General features: G+C 67.3%; 12 protein-coding genes and 1 tRNA gene. 5 read left to right on the top strand and 8 right to left on the bottom strand.

The window, feature by feature from the left end; genetic code table 11:
- Positions 1-88 precede the first annotated feature (88 nt).
- Complete coding sequence (locus AB0N75_RS09100; protein WP_364648250.1) at positions 89-1,654, bottom strand: trypsin-like peptidase domain-containing protein; 1,566 nt, start codon at positions 1,652-1,654, stop codon at positions 89-91.
- A gap of 334 nt (positions 1,655-1,988) precedes the next feature.
- Between AB0N75_RS09100 and AB0N75_RS09095 the strand changes: the two genes are divergently transcribed.
- Together AB0N75_RS09095 and AB0N75_RS09090 are read left to right on the top strand one after the other, a co-directional pair.
- Positions 1,989-4,064, top strand: coding sequence for a TPM domain-containing protein (locus AB0N75_RS09095; protein WP_364648247.1), 2,076 nt, complete (start codon positions 1,989-1,991; stop codon positions 4,062-4,064).
- Positions 4,065-4,139: 75 nt separating this feature from the next.
- The gene (locus AB0N75_RS09090) at positions 4,140-4,907 is read left to right on the top strand and encodes a PspA/IM30 family protein (protein WP_364648244.1); all 768 of its coding nucleotides are present in this window, start codon (positions 4,140-4,142) and stop codon (positions 4,905-4,907) included.
- Positions 4,908-4,980: 73 nt separating this feature from the next.
- Here AB0N75_RS09090 and AB0N75_RS09085 read toward each other — a convergent pair whose 3' ends face one another.
- The 4 genes from AB0N75_RS09085 to AB0N75_RS09070 form a co-directional block, all read right to left on the bottom strand.
- Positions 4,981-6,162 carry a hypothetical protein gene (locus AB0N75_RS09085; protein WP_364648241.1) on the bottom strand — a complete coding sequence of 394 codons (1,182 nt, stop codon included), beginning with the start codon at positions 6,160-6,162 and terminating at the stop codon, positions 4,981-4,983.
- 152 nt (positions 6,163-6,314) lie between these two features.
- Positions 6,315-6,388: transfer RNA gene (locus tag AB0N75_RS09080), tRNA-Met, on the bottom strand.
- Positions 6,389-6,433: 45 nt separating this feature from the next.
- Positions 6,434-9,349: a UPF0182 family protein gene (locus AB0N75_RS09075; protein WP_364648780.1), complete on the bottom strand. Its 2,916-nt coding sequence runs from the start codon at positions 9,347-9,349 to the stop codon at positions 6,434-6,436.
- Positions 9,350-9,620: 271 nt separating this feature from the next.
- Positions 9,621-10,754: a S16 family serine protease gene (locus AB0N75_RS09070; protein WP_364648238.1), complete on the bottom strand. Its 1,134-nt coding sequence runs from the start codon at positions 10,752-10,754 to the stop codon at positions 9,621-9,623.
- Positions 10,755-11,028: 274 nt separating this feature from the next.
- Here AB0N75_RS09070 and AB0N75_RS09065 point away from each other — a divergent pair, with 274 nt between their 5' ends.
- Positions 11,029-12,462, top strand: a complete 1,434-nt coding sequence (locus tag AB0N75_RS09065) for a zinc-dependent metalloprotease (RefSeq protein WP_364648235.1) — start codon at positions 11,029-11,031, stop codon at positions 12,460-12,462.
- Here AB0N75_RS09065 and AB0N75_RS09060 read toward each other — a convergent pair.
- Positions 12,459-13,124, bottom strand: a complete 666-nt coding sequence (locus AB0N75_RS09060; RefSeq protein ID WP_364648232.1) for a YgjP-like metallopeptidase domain-containing protein — start codon at positions 13,122-13,124, stop codon at positions 12,459-12,461. The two genes, AB0N75_RS09065 and AB0N75_RS09060, sit on opposite strands and share 4 nt — an antisense overlap.
- 151 nt (positions 13,125-13,275) lie before the next feature.
- Between AB0N75_RS09060 and AB0N75_RS09055 the strand changes: the two genes are divergently transcribed.
- Positions 13,276-14,349: a TOMM precursor leader peptide-binding protein gene (locus AB0N75_RS09055; protein WP_364648229.1), complete on the top strand. Its 1,074-nt coding sequence runs from the start codon at positions 13,276-13,278 to the stop codon at positions 14,347-14,349.
- Between the two features lie 39 nt (positions 14,350-14,388).
- Here AB0N75_RS09055 and AB0N75_RS09050 read toward each other — a convergent pair whose 3' ends face one another.
- Positions 14,389-16,518 (bottom strand): ATP-dependent DNA helicase UvrD2, encoded by a 2,130-nt coding sequence (locus AB0N75_RS09050; RefSeq protein ID WP_364648227.1) that lies wholly within the window; start codon positions 16,516-16,518, stop codon positions 14,389-14,391.
- The gene (nudC, locus tag AB0N75_RS09045) at positions 16,515-17,462 is read right to left on the bottom strand and encodes an NAD(+) diphosphatase (protein WP_364648224.1); all 948 of its coding nucleotides are present in this window, start codon (positions 17,460-17,462) and stop codon (positions 16,515-16,517) included. Before nudC ends, AB0N75_RS09050 begins: the two co-directional genes overlap by 4 nt.
- A gap of 161 nt (positions 17,463-17,623) precedes the next feature.
- Between nudC and AB0N75_RS09040 the strand changes: the two genes are divergently transcribed.
- Positions 17,624-19,102 (top strand): macrolide 2'-phosphotransferase, encoded by a 1,479-nt coding sequence (locus tag AB0N75_RS09040; protein ID WP_364648221.1) that lies wholly within the window; start codon positions 17,624-17,626, stop codon positions 19,100-19,102.
- The last annotated feature ends 18 nt before the right edge of the window (positions 19,103-19,120 follow it).

The raw sequence follows: 19,120 nt of genomic DNA, 5'->3' as shown, positions 1-19,120 counted from the left end.
TAACCTTACCGGGAACGCCACGTCGGTAAACACCTGCGGCCCCGCCGTGAATGGCAGGGCCGCAGGTGCGTCGCAGGAACCGTGGAGGTCAGGCTTGGCCTTCGCTGAGCGTCACGTCGGCGGTGTGCGTCTCGCCGCCGCGCAGGTAGGTGACCTTGACGGTGCTGCCGGCGGCATGTTCACGGATGGCGGCGGTCAGGGACTGGCTGTCGCCGATCACGCGGTTTTCCACCCCGGTGATTACATCGCCCTTCTGCAGTCCCGCCTTCGCCGCGGGCGAATCCTTCACGACCTCGACCACATCCGCGCCGACCGAGAACTGCGTGTTGCCGGAGGAATTGCCGGAGGCCTTGGCAGTGACCGAGACCCCCAGCATGCCGTGGCTTGCCGACCCGTCCTTGATCAGTTCCTGGGCAACCCGCTGCGCGTAGTTGCTGGGAATGGAGAACCCGACGCCGATGCTGCCGCTGTCTTCGCTGGAGGACGCGATGGCGACGTTGACGCCGATGATCTCGCCCTTCGTGTTCACCAGCGCGCCGCCGGAGTTGCCGTGGTTGATGGCCGCGTCGGTCTGGATCACATTCAGGAAGATGCTGCCTTGGTTGGCGGACTGCTGCTCGCCGGGGAACTGGAAGTTGAACTGGTCGTTCGGGCTGGGCTGCGCGCTGTCGCCGGAATTTTCCGGAACCGCCGAGGAGGAGACACTGATGGTCCGGCTCAACGTGGATACGATTCCGTCCGTGACGGTGCCTGCCAATCCCAGCGGCGCGCCGATGGCGATGGTGGTGTCGCCCACGTTGAGTTTCGCCGAGTCGCCGAACGTGGCGGGGGTGAGGCCCTCGGCGTCGATTTTGATCACGGCCAAGTCCGACAGCGGGTCGGTGCCGACCACCTTGGCCTTGTGCACCTTGCCGTCGCTGGTGCGTACCTCGACGTCGGGACTGGACGTTTGGCCGCCGAGCGTCACCACATGGGTGTTGGTGAGGATGTGGCCATCGGTATCCAGGATGATGCCGGAACCGGAACCGCCGGTGTTGCCGCTGGCCACCGAAATTGTCACCACGCTCGGGGACGCTTTGGCCGCGGCCGCGGTGATTTCGTTGACCGAATCGGTGTTGTTCACAATCAATTGCTTGGCCGGGCTGCCGGCAATCGAGGTGCCGGCGGTGCCGTCGGCCAGCGCCTGCGAACCCACAGCCACGCCGCCGCCGGCCAGGCCCGCAAGCAGCATGCCGGCAATCACTGTCCCGGTGCCGAAGCGCTTCTTGGCGCTGACCGCGGTCTGCTGGCCGCCGTAACCGGCAGCCGTTCCGGGGCCGAAGCCGGTTGCGCCCTGGCCGTGGCTGCCGTAGCCGCCGTGTCCGCCGTGTCCGGACGAAGTGTCCTGGCCGTAGGACGGAGCGGCATACTGGCCAAACGTGCCAGGAGCGGACTGGCCGTACTGGAGCGTCGGTGAGGTCGTCGGTGAGGTCAGGGGCTGCGTCTGTTCCTGCGCCGGGACCTGCCGGGCGGCGTCAGGGGCCGGGGAACCGAACTGCTCGGTGTCGTTGGCGGCGGACCGCTGCTCTCCGGCTCCAGAGGCCGGCGGATTCTGCGGCTGGGGCGGTACTGGCCGCGCTGGCCGCTGCTGCGGGTCCTGATTATTCTCAGTCATGGCAGGTCCTTTCTTGGTCTGCAGTCCACTATGCACGGCATCGCTGGGATAACGTCGCACGTTTCCTGAAAGGTTTCTGGGAAGCAGCCGGACGTGTACGACGGCGGCGTCCGACCCCGGCCTGGGGCGCGGCCTGGCCGCGGTGCGGCTCAGGGACCGGGCCGGCACCCGCGCTGCGGCCGCTCCGCGTTCGCCGCGGGCGGAGAGCATCGGTGGACTGTGTCAAATACGGGACCATAGAATCACAATGGCGGATCCGCCCCGTTCGGGGGCCGGACCATGCTGACGAGCCGGGGCACCACGGCCCCAGTTTGCGTTTGCCGAAGGGACCTTCATGCGTTCACCGTTCAGGCGTCTGGCGGCCATAGCCGGCCTGACAGCAGTCTTCCTTTCGCCGGCCGCACTGGCGCAAGCCGTGCCTCCGGTCGACTTCCCGCCAGGCGATTTTGTGGTGGACCAGGCCGGCGTACTGGGCTCCCGGACCGGCGAAGTCGAGGACGCGGTCCGTGAACTGCAGCAGTCCGAAGGCTTGAACGTCTTCATTGTGTACGTCGACGAGTTCACCGACCCGGCCGACCGCCAACAGTGGGTAAAGGCCACCTCCGAACTCAACTCGATGGGCTCGGTCGATAGTGTGCTGGCCGTTGCGGTGGACAGCCGCGAATATGTCTTTGAATCTGCCCAGGACAATCCGGTCGAGCCTTACGACCAGAACATCGCCCGGTCCATCCGGCCGGCCCTGGGCGCCGGGGAATGGGCGGACGCAGCGCTGATGACCGTGGCTGCCGTCAAGGACGCTGCCACGGGCGGCGACGGGACGGCGTCCGGTGGCGGCGCCTCGCTGGCCCCGGTGCTGCTGATCGGCGGCGGCGTGGTGGTGGTGGGCGGCGGCGCGGCCCTGCTGTATGCCCGGTCCAAGCGCAAGAAGGACTCCCGCCGGCAGCCGCAGCTGGTGGCCGGCCCCGACGGCCGTCCGATCGATCCGCATGACGCCATGTCCGTCGAAGACCTGCGCAAGAAGGCCGGAAGCCTGCTGGTGGCCGCCGACGATGCGATCAAGTCAAGCGAGCAGGAACTCGGCTTCGCCATGGCGCAATACGGCGATGAAGCGGTGCAGCCGTTCCGCCAGGACATCACTGCGGCAAAGTCGCACATGATGGAGTCGTTCAAGTTGCAGCAGCAGCTCGACGACCATATTCCAGACACCGAACAGGAACAGCGGGCCTGGCTGGGCGACATCATCCGACGCTGCGAAGCGGTCAACGATTCGCTCCAGGCACACAAGGAAGACTTCGACGCTCTGCGAGAGCTGGAAAAAACCGCACCGCAGGCGCTCGAGCAGGCACGGTCTGCTGCCCACGAGACCCGCGGCCGGCTGGCCGACGGGACTGCTCGGCTGCAGGAGCTCCGCGCCCGCTATGCCGACAGCGCGCTGCAACAGGTGGCTGACAATATCGATCAGGCCGGCGAGAGGTTGAATTTCGTCGAAAACGCGGCCAACACCGCACAGGCCAAGCTCGACGAAGGCGACCGCAGCGCCGCGGTGATCGCCGTGCGTGCCGCCGAGGAAAGCCTGCATCAGGCCAATATCCTGCTGGAGGCCATCGCCAAGACGGCCAGGGACCTCGAAGAGGCCCGGAACAGCATGGAACGGACCGTCTCCGAGGCTGCACAGGACATCGCCCAGGCCAAGGCCGTGATGGCGTCCGGGCAGCACCCCGAGCTGGCCGGTCCGGTGGCGGGGCTGGAGGCGGCGCTGTCCTCGGTCCAACAGCAGGTTGCCGGTGGACGTATCGACCCGATCATGATGGTGCAAAGGCTGGAAGAGGCCGTGGCGCCGCTGGATGCCGCGCTGTCCGGAATCCGGGACAGCCAGGACCGCAGCCGCCGCGCCCGCGAGGCATTGCAGCACGCCATCATGTCCGCGCAGGCCCAGATCTCCGGCACCTCCGACTATATTCAGGCCCGGCGCGGCGGGGTCCGGAGCGAGGCCCGGACCCGGCTGGCCGAGGCGGAACGGAACCTTGACCATGCGCTGGCGATCGCGGACTCCGATCCGGAGCAGGCCCTCAACTACGCCCGGCAGGCCAATGCCTTGGCCCAGCAGGCCAGCCAAATGGCCCAACAGGACGTGGACGGTTTCGGCGGCATGGGCGGCTTCGGCGGCGGCGAGATGTTCGGCGGCCGGGGCGGCGGACTGGGCGGAGCCATCCTCGGCGGCATCCTGATCGACTCCATCCTGCACGGGGGCCACGGCTCGCACGGCGACGGCGGCTTCTTCGGCGGCGGCGGTGGCGGAGGCGGTGACGTTTTCGGCGGCGGCGGTTTCGGCGGCTTCGGCGGCGGCGGCGGGTTCGGCGGCGGCTTCGGCGGATTCGGTGGCGGCGACGGAGCCGGTGGCAACTTCTAGACCAGACAGGCTGGGCAGCCAACCGGCTGCCCGGAAGGCAAACAGTTCGAGTAACCCAGATCGAAAGGCATCACCGTGGTAAAGCACTCCATTTTCGGCCGCATCGCACAACTGGCCAAAGCGAACATCAACTCACTGATCGATCAGGCCGAGGACCCGCAGAAAATGCTGGACCAGATGGTCCGCGACTACACGAACAACATCGCCGAAGCCGAGAGCGCCGTTGCACAGACCATCGGCAACCTGCGGATGCTGCAGGACGACTACAACCAGGATCTCGAGAACGCCAACAGTTGGGGCAACAAGGCGTTGGCGGCCAGCAGGAAGGCCGACGAATACCGTTCCGCCGGACAGGCCACCGATGCAGAGAAGTTCGACAACCTCGCCAAGGTAGCGATCCAGCGGCAGATTTCCTCCGAGAACGAAGCCAAGGGCGCCGAGCCGACGATCTCGTCGCAGACTGAGATCGTCGAGAAGCTCAAGCAGGGCCTCAACCAGATGAAGTCCAAACTCAATGAGTTGCAGAACAAGCGCGATGAGCTGATCGCCCGCTCCAAGACCGTGCAGGCGCAGACGCAGGTCCACGACGCCATTAAGAGCATCGACGTTCTGGACCCGACCAGCGAAGTCGGCCGCTTCGAGGAAAAGATCCGCCGCGAAGAGGCAAAGGTCCGCGGCCAGGCCGAACTCGCCGCCTCCAGCCTCGACGCGCAGTTCGAAAGCCTGGAAGACCTCGGCGAACAGACCGAGGTGGAGGCACGGCTGGCAGCGCTTAAGGCCGGCAGCAGCACCGCGCCCTCGTCACTTGAGGCCGGCAAGCAGACGACGTCTGAAACCTACTGACCCTCCCCCACCGGGGCACGTCGAAGGGCTACGGCCGCACCTGGCGAAGGTGCTGCCGTAGCCCTTCTTCGCGTCAGCGGCGCGGCTTCGCGGCCCCGGGAGAGCGGCGGCTTGCTCCGCGCCCGGGCTTGGCCGCGACGTCCGGTGCGCGGCGGAGTGCCCTCGGGTTGAAATGCCGCGGCCGGTGCTCGTCTGCCTCCGGCCACCCGGACGCCTGCACCGGCGGCGCCGTCTCTTCCTCGTCCGGCTTCGGCATCGGACGACGGCGGGCACGCACCGCGGATGCCTGTGCGGGCCCAGCTGCTGCCGAACGGGACGCGACAGCGGCTGCCGAACGGGATGCGACAGCGGCTGCCGAACGGGATGCGAAAACGGCTGCCGAACGGGACGCGACAGCGGCTGCGCCGCGCGGAGACTCTTCTCCATCGCGGCCTTCTGGCCGTTTGCGCAGCAGGAGCCAGCCGGTCAGCGCCACGTAGGCGGCCGGGATCAACCACACCGGGACGGCCTGCAGCACGTCCGTCAGGGCCCCGTGGACGCCATGCGCGGCGTCGATCAGGCGGTCCTCGACCTCGGTTCCTGCGGCGTCCCGCACGGCAAAGAAGGCGTAGTAAGCGGTGCCTAGCCCGGCGAGCAGGAGCAGGTACCCTTGCGCAGTGTCCAGGACCGTTCCGCTGGCGGGCCATCGCCGCCCGGCAGCGCCTCCCAGCCATGAGGCGGCAGCACAGAGAAGGCCGAATCCGGCGATCAGGCCCAGGAGGTAAGCGGCAATCTCCACCGCAGCGGCTCCTGCACCGGACCCTAGCTCGCTTTCCATCCTCGTGAGCAGTTCCGGAAGTTGCGGAGCCAACGATGCCAGTCCGGTCACGGCGCCGGCCACGGCGAGGCCCACGAGACGGATGCGGACTCCGCCGACCGGCGACGCTGCTTGCAGCAGGGGCACACGGCCGCCGGCGATCAGGAAGGATGCCAGCAGCACCACTAGCATCCCGGTGCCGGCGGAGACATAGGCCAGGGCGCCCGCCGCGGCCGCCGGTCCCCCCGGGACCAACAGCGCCACCGAAAACGAGGCAGCGTAGCCGCCGGTCAAGGCCAGCGCCGCGGCGGCCGACCAGCGCGAGGCCGCCGGCGTCGAGATGTCGGAGGCCCGGGCGGCGACCATCGCGAGCCAGACCGGCAAAAACAGCAGGCTGCATGGATTGAATAGAGCTGCTACTCCGGCGGCCACCGCATAGCTGGGCACAGATTCAAGCATGGGATAAACAGCGATCTTTCCAGGGGAAAATCGGGAACGGGTGAAACCATTCTATCCGCCTCGTGTTCCACCAGCTGATCCGCCCAGTGTTCCGCGGCACGGCACGCAAAAACCCCGCCCGATATGACATCGGACGGGGCCTTTACTCTTCGTTGCGGGGAGAGGATTTGAACCTCTGACCTCTGGGTTATGAGCCCAGCGAGCTACCGAACTGCTCCACCCCGCGGCGCAGTGAAAACAATACCGGCCGCGGGATGGTGAAGCAAATCGGCTATTGACCCTCGGTTGGCTGCGGGGAGGGCTGCTCGGTGGCCCCGCCCGTGCCGCCTCCGGAGATGGCTTCCTCGGCGGCGATCGCGTCCTGGAGCGCGGACTGCAGGCGCTTCTGGGCTTCGCCGTAGGCGGCGAAGTCGCCCTTGGCCAACGCTGCTTGTCCGTCCTGGATGGCGGTGCGGGCCGTCTGCAGCGCCGTCTGCAGTTTCTGCTCGGAGGTGGTCGTCGTCGGAGCTTCCGGTGTCGCCGGGGTCTCACCAACGTTGCCCTGGTCGCCGGTAGTGGCACCCGAATCGCCTTGGAAGACCTGGTCCAGTGCCTCGGATAGCGTCGGCGCAAAGCCCACCGATTCGCCGAAGCTCACCAGTACGCGGCGCAGGATCGGGTACGACGAAGCGCCCGAGGACTGGACGTAGACCGGCTGCACATACAGCATGCCGCCGCCAACCGGAAGGCTGAGCAGGTTTCCGTTGATGACTTCGGACGCACCCTGGCGCAGCAGGTTCAGTGCCTGCGACACCTCGGTGTCCGAGTTGAACAGGTTCTGAGCCTGGCCGGGGCCCGGCACGGTGATGTCCCGCGGCATTTCGAGCAACCGCATGGTGCCGTAGTCTTCCGCCTTCACGCCGTCTTTGCCAGTGCCGGCATCGGCATTGACGGACAGGAATCCATACAGCACGTTGCGCGCCGGCTGGCCCGGCGGGGTGAACGGAATGAACGGGGTGGTCAAGGAGAACGACGCCTCGTCTTGCTTGGGCATTTTCAGCGACAGGTAGTACGGCGGCTGCTTCACAGACGACCCCTCACCCAGGGTCGGGTCCGCGGGCACGCTCCACGCATCGGAGTTCTCGTAGAACTGGCCGACATCGGTCACGTGATAGCGGGTCAGCAGTTCACGCTGCACCTTGAAGAGGTCCTCTGGATAGCGCACGTGGGCCATCAGGTCCGCAGACATCTCGCTGTAGGGCTTGATCGTGGTTGGGAAGACCTTCTCCCAAGCCTTGAGCAGCGGGTCGTGGTCGTCCCAGGCGTACAAGTCCACCGACCCGTCGTAGGCGTCCACGGTTGCCTTGACGGAGTTGCGGATGTAGTTGACGTCCTCGGCGGGAAGTGCGACCGTGGCACCTTCCCTGGTGGTCGAATCAATCGTTGCCGATTCCAGTTGCTGCGGCGTCGAGTACGGGAAGGCCTTGCTGGTGGTGTAGGCGTCGACGATCCACTTCACCCTGCCGTCCACGATCGCCGGATAGGCGTTGCCGTCCACCGTCAGGTAGGGGGCCACCTTCTCGACACGTTCGCGGGGGTTGCGGTCGTAGAGGATCTGGGACTCGGAGTTGACGGCGTCGGAAACCATCAGGTCGGTGGACTGGAACTTCAGGGCGTACACCAGTCGGTTGAACCAATTGCCGATGCTCGGACCGCCATTGCCGTCGAAGGTATTCCGGGTGTCTGTTTCGGCGTTGGCGCTCTGCGGCCTGTCGATCTCGATCGGGTTGTTGCCCTTGGGCGCGCCCACGATCGAATAGTCCGGCGACTTTTCGCCGAAATAGATCCTCGGCTCGTAGTTTGAGTCGTTCGCCAGCACACCCTGGGTCGGGATGCCGGAGAGCAGGAAGGAGGGTTTCCCGTCGGGTTCGACCCTGGACCCGGCTGCGGCCACCACGCCGTAACCATGCGTGTACAGCAGGTGTTCGTTGACCCAGCCGGCTGGCACGCCCGCGGTGTTCAGTTCACGGACGGCAATGACGGTGTCCTGCACCTCGCCGTCGATGTTGTAGCGGTCCACGTTGAGGGTCTTGTCGAACTGGTAGTACTGGCGGAACTGTTCCAACTGGGCAAACGCGTCGGAGACGAGGTTCGGATCCAGCAGGCGGATGTTCGCCGTGGTCTCCGCATCCGTACGGAGCGCACCGGCTTCCGCTTCCAAGGTTGCCTTGTAGTTGGTGGACTCGATCTTATCCAGCCCATAGGCCAACTGAGTCAGCGCGATATTGCGTTGAATGTAGTCGGCTTCAACCTTCTGCTCGTTGGGCTCCACCTGGAAACGCTGCACGATCCACGGGTAGACGCCGCCGGCCAGGATCGCCGTCACGATAAGCATCGCCGTGCCCACGATCGGGAGGCGCCAGCGTCCGACGAATGCGGAGACGATGAACAGGATGGCCACCAACACGGCGGCGACGGCCAGGATGGCCTTGGTGGGAATGACCGCATGGACATCCGTGTACAGCGCGCCGGTCCACTTCCCGGCGTCGGACTGGACCGTGGAATAGCGGTCAAGCCAGTAGTTGATGCCCTGCAGGATCAGGAAGAGCGCGGCGAAAACGGCCACGTGGATCTTGGCGGCGGTGGACGCGAAAAACCCCTTGTCCTCCAGCCGGATGCCGCCGTACAGGTAGTGGGTGAGCAGTCCTGCGATGCCGGCGATCAGCACCACGCTGACCAAGTAGCCGTTGATGAAGCCCAGGAACGGCAGGGTGTTCATGTAGAAGCTGTAGTCGAGGCCGAACTGAGGATCGGCCTGGCCGAACTGCTCCTGGTTGAAGAACAGCAGCACGGTCTGCCACGCCGAAGCCGCGGCGGTGCCGGCGAAAGCGGCGAGCACCAAGGGGATGCCGATCATCAGCAGGCGGCGGACCGGTTCCAACTGCTGCTGGTAGCGATTCAGGTTGTCCTGCAGCGAGCTGTCCGGCGCGTACACCGGGCGCGAGCGGTACGCCACCCGGAGGCTGAAGTAGACGGCGAGGCCCATGATCAGGAAAGCAATCAGGAAGATGGCAATCCGGGTGCCGTTTTCTTTGAGGAAGACTTCCAGATAGCCCAGCTGGTTGTACCAGAGGATGTCTGCGTAGATCTGCGAGAAGAAGACGAAGCCGACTACCAGGACCGCCACCACAATGAGGGTGGGGACCAATGCGGAGCGCTTCTTGCCAGGACTGCTGGGCGGTGTTGGCCGGTCGCCGTAGGACCGGTCTTGTCCGAACGTCACTCGTTACCTCGTTATTTGCGTGTTTAGCATCGCGGGCAGACCCGCCGCTGTCGGGGATACTCCCCCTAGGTTCCACGAACGGACGGCTCGGAGGGTTCCTTCCCCATTCTGCCTTGTCAGCACCGGCCCGGACGAACCGCTGTGGCCGTCGGGACGTTACTGTTGCCTGAATGTGACCGCCGGCCGCTGAAACGAATCAACTGCAGCCGGGCAGCGAGGAGGCGTCCTTGCCTTCGCCGATCAGCCTGACCGCGTGGACTGCGTCGTCCAAGGTGGCCACCGAGACAACCTGCAGACCGTCCGGGACATGGCCGGCCACCTCGGCGCAGTTGGCCTCCGGCGCCAGGAAGACGGTAGCTCCGGCTTCTGCCGCACCGACCAGTTTCTGCCGGATTCCGCCAATCGGGCCAACGGTTCCGTCGGCGTCGATGGTGCCGGTCCCGGCGAAGTGCTTGCCGCCGGTCATTTCGCCTTCGGTCAGGGTGTCGATGATGCCCAGTGCAAACATCATGCCGGCGCTGGGGCCGCCCACGTTGTCCAGCTGGATCTTTACCTTGAAGGGGAAGTCGAATTCGGTTCCCAGCAGGACGCCCAATTGGTAGTCGCCGTCGCCGTTTTCCTTCGGTGCGACGTCGATGGTTTCCTGCTGGCCGTCGCGCGTAATGCCCAGTTCCACCGGGGCGCCCTCACTGGCATTGAGCTCTTCGCGCAGCACGTCGATGCCGGTGACCCGCCGACCGTTGACCGTCCGGATGGTGTCCCGCGACTCTAGCTTCCCGGCAGCCGCGGCGTCCGGGGTGAAGTCGGCGACCGACAGGGTCTGCGAGAACTTAACATCCAGCTGGGTCAGGGCCGCCGCGATCGATGACTCCTGCGACGACGCCATCAACGCGGCGTTCTGCTGCTGAATGTCGTCCTGCGTCACGTTCGGCGGATAGACCAGATCGGTGGGCGCGACGCTTCGCTGCGGGTCCAGCCAGGCGGCCAGGACCTGAAGCATGTTGATCTGCGAATTGGGTCCGCCCTCCACATAGACCGTCGTGAGGTCCAGGGCGCCGGAGGTCTTGTAGGTCTGACGGTCCGGAACCTCGATCAGGGGCGTTCCGGAGATTTCGCCGATGGTGTTAATCGCCGGGCCCGGGGTTTCGATGACGTACCCCGCCGGCAGCGCCAGTCCCAGCACGCCGGTCACAACCGCCACCACCGCGGCGGCCGCCATGACCGGCCCCCGGCGGTCCAGGGGACGCGGCGCAACAGACTGCGGCCCGGCGACATCGCCGTCCCAGCCGTCCATGCCGTGCTCAGTGCCGTTGTTGGTGGACTGTGTCACCTGATGGATTCCTTCTCGCCGCTCGGTTGTACGCAGACGGCACGGCCGCCTGATGGCGCGCACGGCGCCTGCTCTAGCGTACGCCGTGCGCCTGGCATCCGCCCTCCGGGTCCTTGCTCGGCCTAGAGCGAACTGCACACGCTCCGGCGCGACAAGGAATCCCGGCTGCCGGTAACGTGGGAGTGACGCAACATCCCGGGCACAGTCCCCCGCTGCCTCCCCGGCAGCCGCTGCGGCTTTGCTCGCTCCAACCCTTCGAGGACCGGTGGTAGTGATGACCCCCAAGCAGCCAGACGACGACGCGCAAGATCCGCTGTCGGAGATGTTCGCCAGGCTCTTCGGCGGTCAGGCAGGGGACGTGGATCCCGCCGCCATGGCCAAGGCCGCAGGGCTGCCGTCCGACCCCAACGCCTTGGCCCAGATGTTCCAACAGGTGCAAGCCATGATGAACGCACCGTCGGAGGGGCCGGTCAACTGGAAGCTGGCTCATGAAAGCGCCCGCAAGGTGGCCGCTTCGGACAGCGACCCGTCGGTTACTTCCCTGCAGACCAAGGCGGTCGACGAAGCCCTCCACTTGGCCGAGATGTGGCTTGATCCTGCCACGACAATTCCGGGCACGGGGGTCATCGGCCGTGCCTGGTCCCGCGCCGAATGGGTCGAAGAAACGTTGCCCACGTGGAAGCGACTGACGGAGCCGGTCGCCAACAGCATCGCCTTTGCGCTGACCTCAGCGCTCACCGAGCAGGTTCCGGAAGAAATGAAGCAGATGCTTGGCGGCGCGCATTCCATGCTGCAGAACCTGGGCGGGGCGATGTTCGGCATGCAACTTGGCCAGGCCGTGGGAGCCCTGGCCAAGGACGTGGTCAGTTCCAGCGACATCGGCGTTCCGCTGGTGGAGGGAAAAATGGCCTTGCTCCCGGCCAACGTCAAGTCCTTTGGTGAAGGCCTGGACATCCCGGCGCAGGACGTCCTGCTCTTCCTGGCCATCCGCGAGGCGGCCCATACCCGGTTGTTCACGCACGTGCCGTGGCTGTCGGGCTACTTGCTGGGAGCCATCGAAAGCTACGCGCGCGGCATCCACATCGATATGGGCCGGATCGAGGAAGTTGCCCGCAACATCGATCCCGGCAACCCTGAATCCATGCAGCAGGCCCTTTCGCAGGGCGTTTTCATGCCGCAGCGCACCCCGGAGCAGGATGCCGCCCTGATCAAGCTGGAAACAGCCCTTGCGTTGGTTGAAGGCTGGGTGGATGAACTCACCGCCAGCGCCGCGGCCAACCTGCCGTCCGCGCCGGCGTTGCGCGAGACGGTGCGGAGGCGCCGCGCCACCGGCGGTCCTGCCGAACACGCGTTCGCGGCCTTGGTCGGCCTGGAACTTCGTCCTCGCCGGTTGCGCGATGCCGCGGCACTGTGGGCGGCACTGAAGGAGGAACGCGGGATTGAGGGACGCGACGACGTCTGGAACCACCCGGACCTGCTACCCACGCCCGAGGATCTGGACGATCCGGCCGGCTTCAGCGCCCGCCGGAAACTGCTGGACGCCTCCGAGGCCGAAGTCGATGAGGCGCTGCAGAAACTCTTGAGCGGCGGGTTCGACGAGCAGCCAGGCGATGACAGTTCCCCGGGACAGGACGAAACACCCGACGGGAACGACGACGGTTCAGCTGAGGGCGGTCCGAACGGCTCCGGGAACGGAGACCGCAGCTAGGCGTCGCCTTCGTCGGCGCCATCCACCACATCGTCGTCGTCCTGCAGGCCGCGGCCCATGGCAAACGCCGCGCCGGAGAGGAAGGCCTTGGCCCGTTCCAGCTGCGGGTAGGGCTGCAGCAGTTGCCAGAAGCGCGGCCCGTGCCCTGCCTCCAGCAGATGCGCGAGCTCGTGCAGGATCACATAGTCCACCACCCATGCGGGCATCTCTTTGATTTTGTCCGAGATGCGGATGCTGCCCCGCGTCGGGGTGGCCGATCCCCAGCGGTCGTTCTGGTTGGACACCCAGCGGATGCTTTCCGGCACCGCGTCGCCGGCCAGATACCGCTCCGACAGCTCGCCGGCGCGGCGGGCCAGCTCGGCGTCGTTGGTTGCAGTACGGCCTGCCGGACGTGCACCGCGGGTCTCGAGCTTGGCCAGCATCCGCCGCACCCACTCCTGTTCCTGTGCCTGCGTAAAGTGGCCGGGAATGGAGATCACGGCGGCCCCGTCCCGCCACGCGGCCGAGACGGTCCGGCGACGGCGCGCGGACCGTTTGACCACCACGGGAGCACCGCTGGATGTGGTCAACGGCACGCGCTCCCCGGTGCCGGCCACCAGCGGCACCGGCCGCGAGGGTTCCCCTGATGCGCGGGATTTCTGCGTCTGTTCTGCTCGGGACATGCGTTGAGGTTACCGGGTGCTTCGGACCGCCCGCATCCGCCCACGGCTCCTGCCCCGTTTTCTGTGGATAACCCTCGGGCAGCTGGCACCGCCGTGCCAGCATGGACTATCAGCTCGCTCCCGGGGGCGGACAAACGGCAAGGAGGTGGCCATGGCCCGGCTGAAAATCAATCCCGGCCTGCGCATGGTCGAATTCGCAGCGGGCAGTGTGCAGTTTGGTCTGGGGGCCGGCGGGCTGGTGCTCGAAGGAACCGGGGAACCGGACCGGCAGTTCCTGCGCCGCCTGCGTCAGGGTTTCGATTCCTCCGAGCTGGACGCAGTGCGCGCCGGCTGCGGCCTGGACGCCGAACGCGCCGCCTTGTTGCTGGCGGCGCTGGCGCCGGTGCTGGTGCCCGATGCCGGCGGGGAACGCCTGTCCGGTCTGCGCGCGGACCGGCTGGGCCCGGACGCGCGCCACTGGTCCGCGGTCTACTCGGCCGATGCTGAGGGGCCGCTGGCGGCCCGGAGCCGCTGCGTGGTGCAAATCATCGGGCTGGGGCGCACCGGCGCAGCGCTGGCCACGGCCCTGACGGCCGCCGGCGTCGGCACCCTTCTGCTGGAGGATCCGGCAGTGGTGGGCCCGGCGGACGTAGGCTCGGGCGCCTTCCGGATCACCGACATCGGCCTCATCCGAGGACAGGCTGTCCGGCGTGCGGCCCGCCAGATCGACCCCACGGTCGCTTGCCACCTCTTGCCGGGCGCGACCGCGGAACAAGGGGCCGCGGGGATCTTTCCGCGTGCGCTCAGCCTGGCCATCTACGTCGACCGCGACGTGGCGGACCCTCGGGTCGCGGCGGCGCTGATGAGCCGGGGCCATCCGCATCTGAGCGTCCTGGTGCGTGAACACGACACCTTGATCGGGCCGCTGGTGGTCCCCGGTCACTCAAGCTGCCTCGGTTGCGTGGAACTGCACCGGGCGGATGCCGATCCGACGTGGCCCGCGGTCGTGGCCCGGCTGACCGGCACACGTGGCAAGGCCTCCGCCCGAAGCCAGGCCGACGAGGTATCGCAGTCGGTAGCGGCCGCCGGCTTGGCCGCCATCCAGGCTCTGTTGTTCCTGGACGGACGAAACCAACCGGGCAGTTTTTCCGCCGTGCTCAGGCTCGAGAGCGGCGACGGCACCCTGACCCGGCACAACTATCCGCCGCATCCGGACTGCGGTTGCATGCTGGCCGCGGCGTCCTGACACAAACAGCATGAGGAGACCGCCGGAGACCGCGACAGCTCAGTTTGCGGCCAGGATCCGCAGCACGTCCTCGCCGTAGCGCTCCAGTTTCGCGGGTCCCACGCCGGCCAGCTTGGACAGCTCGGGCAGCGACTGCGGCCGAGCCTCGGCGATCGCCACCAACGTAGCGTCGGTGAAGATCACGAAGGCGGGCATCGACGCATTGCTGGCCGTGTCCTTGCGCCACTCGCGCAGCGCCTCGAACGTCGACTCCTCGTAGGTGGGAGGACAGTTGTGGCACCGGCCGACCTTGCGCTCCGCTCCGCTGTTCAGCAGGGTGCCGCACACCCGGCACACCGCCGGCGCGGCTTGCTTGCGGCGTGCGGGGCGCTGGCCGGACACGCTCCGTACCGAGGAAGAAGAGGCCGGCCGCAACCCGTCCAGGAACCGGGATGGCCTGCGGTTGGCTCGGCCGCCCGGAGTCCGGGCCAGCGACCAGGACAACCCCAGATACTGACGGGCACGGGTGACGCCGACATAGAGCAGGCGGCGCTCTTCGTCCACGGCCTCGTCCGTGTCGGCGAAGGAGATCGGCATCAGTCCCTCGCTCAAGCCCACCAAAAAGACCGCGTCCCATTCCAGGCCCTTGGCGGAGTGTAGAGATGCGAGGGTGACGCCTTGGACGGTGGGAGCGTGCTGCGCAGCCGCGCGCTCGTCCAGTTCCGCGACGAAGTCCAGCATGGTGAACACACCGCCGGCTCCGGCCCCGCGGACGGCATCCAACTCCTCGGCCAGCCCCACCAGCGCAGCCAGCGATTCCCAGCGTTCGCGCACGGCTCCGCCGGCCTGCGGGGCATCTCTGGTGTAGCCCAGGTTCGCCAACACATCGCGGACCAGTTGCGGCACGGGTTCCGTTCCAGCGGCGCGGGACGATGCACGCAACTGCAGGATCGCGTCACGGACCTCCCGGCGCTGGAAGAACCGCTCGCCGCCGCGCAGCTGGTAGCCGATACCGGCACTGGCCAGCGCTTGTTCGTAAGCCTGCGACTGGCCATTGGTCCGGAAGAGCACGGCAATCTGGGCAGCAGCCACGCCGTCGTCGATCAGGCCGCGGATTCGGGTGGCCACCTGCGCCGCTTCCGCCTCGTCGTCGGCGCATTCGGTAAAGGTCGGCTCGGGGCCGGCCGGGCGCTGGGCGATCAGCTCCAGGGGGGTGGGCCAGCTGTCCGTTCCGCGCGTCGGCTGCCGGGTTCGGGCGGCAAGCAGCGAATTGGCCAACTGCACCACCTGGGGCGTGGAGCGGTAGTCCCGCACCAGCTTCACCACATCGGCTCCGGGGAAGCGTTTGGTGAACTCCAGCAAATGGCGTGAGGTCGCGCCGGTGAAGGAGTAGATGGTCTGGCTGGCGTCGCCGACGACGCACAGCTCGTCGCGGTCCCCCAGCCAGAGGTCAAGCATCCGCTGCTGCAGCGGCGAGACGTCCTGGTATTCGTCCACCACGAAGTGCCGGTACTGGTCCCGCACGGCGGCGGCGACCTTCGCGTCCTCCTGCAAAATCCCGACGGTGATTAACAGGACATCCTCGAAGTCGATGATGTTCCGGTCCGTCTTGACGTCCTCATACGCCTGGTACAGCCGCGCCACCGTGGTTTGGTCGAAGCCCGCCGGCGCTGCACGACCGGCCGCCCGGCGGACGTAGCTCTCGGGCGTCAGCATGGACACCTTGGCCCATTCGATCTCGGCGGCCAGGTCACGGATGGCAGCCCGGTCGGTGGTCAGCCGCAGGCGCCGCGCCGCTTCGGCGATGACGCTGGCCTTGTGGTCCAGCAAACCAGGCAGCGGGCCGCCGACCGCCTGCGGCCAGAAAAACTGCAACTGGCGAAGCGCCGCGGCGTGGAACGTGCGGGCCTGTACGCCGCCGACGCCCAGGTCACGCAGCCGGGTCCGCATTTCGGCGGCCGCCCGGGCCGTGAAAGTCACGGCCAGCACACGCTGCGGCTGATACACCCCGGTGTGCACTCCGTAGGCGATCCGGTGGGTGATGGCCCGGGTCTTGCCGGTGCCCGCCCCCGCAAGGACGCACAGCGGGCCGGCCAGCGTAGTGGCCACCTGGCGTTGTTCGTCGTCCAGCCCGGACAGGATCTGCTCGTCGAGGCTGACCTCCGGGCGGGACGCTGCCGATGCGCTCATTGCCCGGCCTGGGGCAGTTCGCCGCCGTACCAGTGCTCGATCAGCGCCCGCGCAATGGAAATGCCGCTGGCAACCTGGACCTCGTCGGCCTCCAGGGCTGCGGCCAGTTCGGCGCGGCTGAACCAGCGCGTCTCTAAGATCTCCACACCGTCCGGCACCGAGACCGCATCGGTTGCAACGGCCGTGAAGCCAATCATCAGCGACGCCGGGAACGGCCACGGCTGGGAGCCAAGGTAAGTGGGCGAATGCACCACGACGCCGGACTCCTCCTCGATCTCCCGCACCACCGCTGCCTCCAGCGACTCCCCCGGTTCAACGAATCCGGCCAAGGTTGAATACCGGCTGGCCGGCCACGCACTGTTCCGGCCCAACAACAGCCGGTCGTCCTCGTCGATCACCGAGACGATGATCGCCGGGTCGGTGCGCGGGAAATGTTGGCTGTCGTCGGCCGGACACCTGCGCACCCAGCCGCCCTGCTCGATTTCCGTGCGCTTGCCGCAACGCGGACAGTGCGTGTGCGACAGATGCCAATTGGAAATGGCCGCGGCTTCCACGAACAGCCCGGCGTCCTGGGCGGAAAGCTCCGCTGCCACATCGCGCAGGCTCAGCCACTCGCCGTCGTGCTCCGACAATTCCGCGCCTTCAGGCAGCACGGACAGCACAATGTCCGTGCCAACCGGTACATCCGCTCCTTCCACGGCCCGGCCGAGGTAGATGGAGAGCCCGGTGGCGGCCCGTTCGCGGCTCGGCAGCAGCACAATCTTGCCGCCGCGGACCAGCGTTTTGCCGCCGGCGATGAGCATCACATAGGTGCTGTCACCGCCCCAGATGCTGTCCAGCAGGCCCGGATGGCTGCGCCGTTCGCAGCCGCGGTCCATGGTGGTGCGCGCCAGCATCAGCTGGCCCAGCGGCGGAAACCCGGCGGAGGCGGTGCTAAGACTCATGCATCTACCGTACTCACCGCGGGGCCCCGACCGTTATTCGGGCAGTCGGGCTGTGGAAGGCACGACGGCGGTGCGTACCGGTGCGGTCTGCGTCACCGATCCGGCGACTCGCCGCGGCCGTGGACAGGCTGCCGGTACCGGTTGCACGTACGGTGGACTACGTGAGAAAGACACCTCTGGAGCTGGCGGCGATAGCCAGCGCGGCCGTACCCGGGTTGACGCCCACGGGCGTTGCCGGTTTGCCAGACGATGCAGCGGATTTCCAGTCCGCCGTGCTCACCGATTCGGCCGGCAAACGGTGGCGGGTGCGTTCGCCGAAACACCCCGAGGCCAGTATGCGGCTGGAGACGGAGCTGCTGGTGCTCCGTGCTTTCTCCCCTGCCATCCGGGCAGAGCTGCCCTTCCAGGTGCCCACTGTCGCCGGAACCGTCCAGCAATCTGAGCTGCGCACGTTCGTCTACAACCACGTGCCGGGCAGCATTTTCGGGCTGGAGGCGCTGGTCGCCTCCGCGGCCTCAGTTCCGGTGTCCATCGGGCGGGCAACGGCAGGCATCCACGATCTGCCGCCGGCCATGGTCGATGCGGCCGACCTGCCCAGCTACACCGCCGACCAGTTCCGCCAGCGCAAGCTCAACGAGCTGGACCAGGCGGCCACCACCGGCAAGATTCCGCCCGCGCTGCTTCGCCGCTGGGAGCACGCTCTGGAGGACGTGGCCCTGTGGAAGTTCAACCCGTGCGTGGTGCACGGCGATTTGCACGAAGACAACCTGCTGGTCCATGACGGCAGCGTTGGCTCGGTGACCGGCTGGACGGATCTGCGCATCGGCGATCCGGCCGACGACTTTGCCTGGCTGGTGGCCGTGCACGAACAGTCGTTTGCCGACGTGGTGTTGGAGTCCTACCGGAAGTACCGCAAGGATCCGGTGGACCCGCACCTGATGCGCCGGGCAGCGCTGGCCGCCGAATTCGCCTTGGCGCAATGGCTGGTCCGCGGTCTGGCAGCGGACGATCAGACCATGGTGGACGAAGCCGTGGAGATGCTGAACGAGCTCGAATCCGATGTGGCAGAGCACGGCGGCCAGCCCATCAGTGTCACCGCTCCCCCGCCGCCCGCCGTTCCCCCGACCCTAGCCTCGGCTCAGCCCGCTCCCGTACCTGCGCCGGGCGCTCCGGAACTGGAGCCGGAGCCGGAGACCAGCGATGCCTCAGCCGGTGCCGCCGGTGCCGCCGGTGCCGCGGCCGATGCTCCGGCCGGCAACCCGGGGAACGCCAATTCGGCCGACACCGTCGCAGACGCGGCCGAGGACGCCGGTTCCGCGGATGACGCGGAATCCGCAGCGGACGGCGGACGTCCCACCCACACGGACCCGCCCCGCGTGCATCTCTCCACCGGCTCCGGTCATCGGAAGGTCACGCTGCTCCCGGTTGAGGATCTAGGGGCCGATTCCGCTATCTCGGCAGCGCCCAAGGACCGGCAGGACAACCAGGCTCCGGCCGGCCGGCAGGATAGCGGTCCGGACAACGGCGCCCCCGAGGACAGCAGTCTGGACCGGGCAGAACGCGCAGACGGTCAAGACGCGCCGGCAACCGGCCCTGCGTCGGTGGACACCACCGCGTTGCCGGTGATCAACCAGCAGTGACCACCGCTGCCACAGCGA

It is taken from the genome of Arthrobacter sp. NPDC089319 (assembly GCF_040684925.1).
Classification (GTDB): Bacteria; Actinomycetota; Actinomycetes; order Actinomycetales; family Micrococcaceae; genus Crystallibacter.
Note: the sequence above shows the minus strand (reverse complement) of the source record. Positions and strands in the feature narration are given on the sequence as shown.

Bases quoted from the DNA above. Each gene is read 5' to 3' on its own strand.
- AB0N75_RS09100 (WP_364648250.1), bottom strand. From the start codon at position 1,654: ATGACTGAGAATAATCAGGACCCGCAGCAGCGGCCAGCGCGGCCAGTA.
- AB0N75_RS09095 (WP_364648247.1), top strand. From the start codon at position 1,989: ATGCGTTCACCGTTCAGGCGTCTGGCGGCCATAGCCGGCCTGACAGCA.
- AB0N75_RS09085 (WP_364648241.1), bottom strand. From the start codon at position 6,162: ATGCTTGAATCTGTGCCCAGCTATGCGGTGGCCGCCGGAGTAGCAGCT.
- AB0N75_RS09065 (WP_364648235.1), top strand. From the start codon at position 11,029: ATGACCCCCAAGCAGCCAGACGACGACGCGCAAGATCCGCTGTCGGAG.
- AB0N75_RS09060 (WP_364648232.1), bottom strand. From the start codon at position 13,124: ATGTCCCGAGCAGAACAGACGCAGAAATCCCGCGCATCAGGGGAACCC.
- AB0N75_RS09055 (WP_364648229.1), top strand. From the start codon at position 13,276: ATGGCCCGGCTGAAAATCAATCCCGGCCTGCGCATGGTCGAATTCGCA.
- AB0N75_RS09050 (WP_364648227.1), bottom strand. From the start codon at position 16,518: ATGAGCGCATCGGCAGCGTCCCGCCCGGAGGTCAGCCTCGACGAGCAG.
- nudC (WP_364648224.1), bottom strand. From the start codon at position 17,462: ATGAGTCTTAGCACCGCCTCCGCCGGGTTTCCGCCGCTGGGCCAGCTG.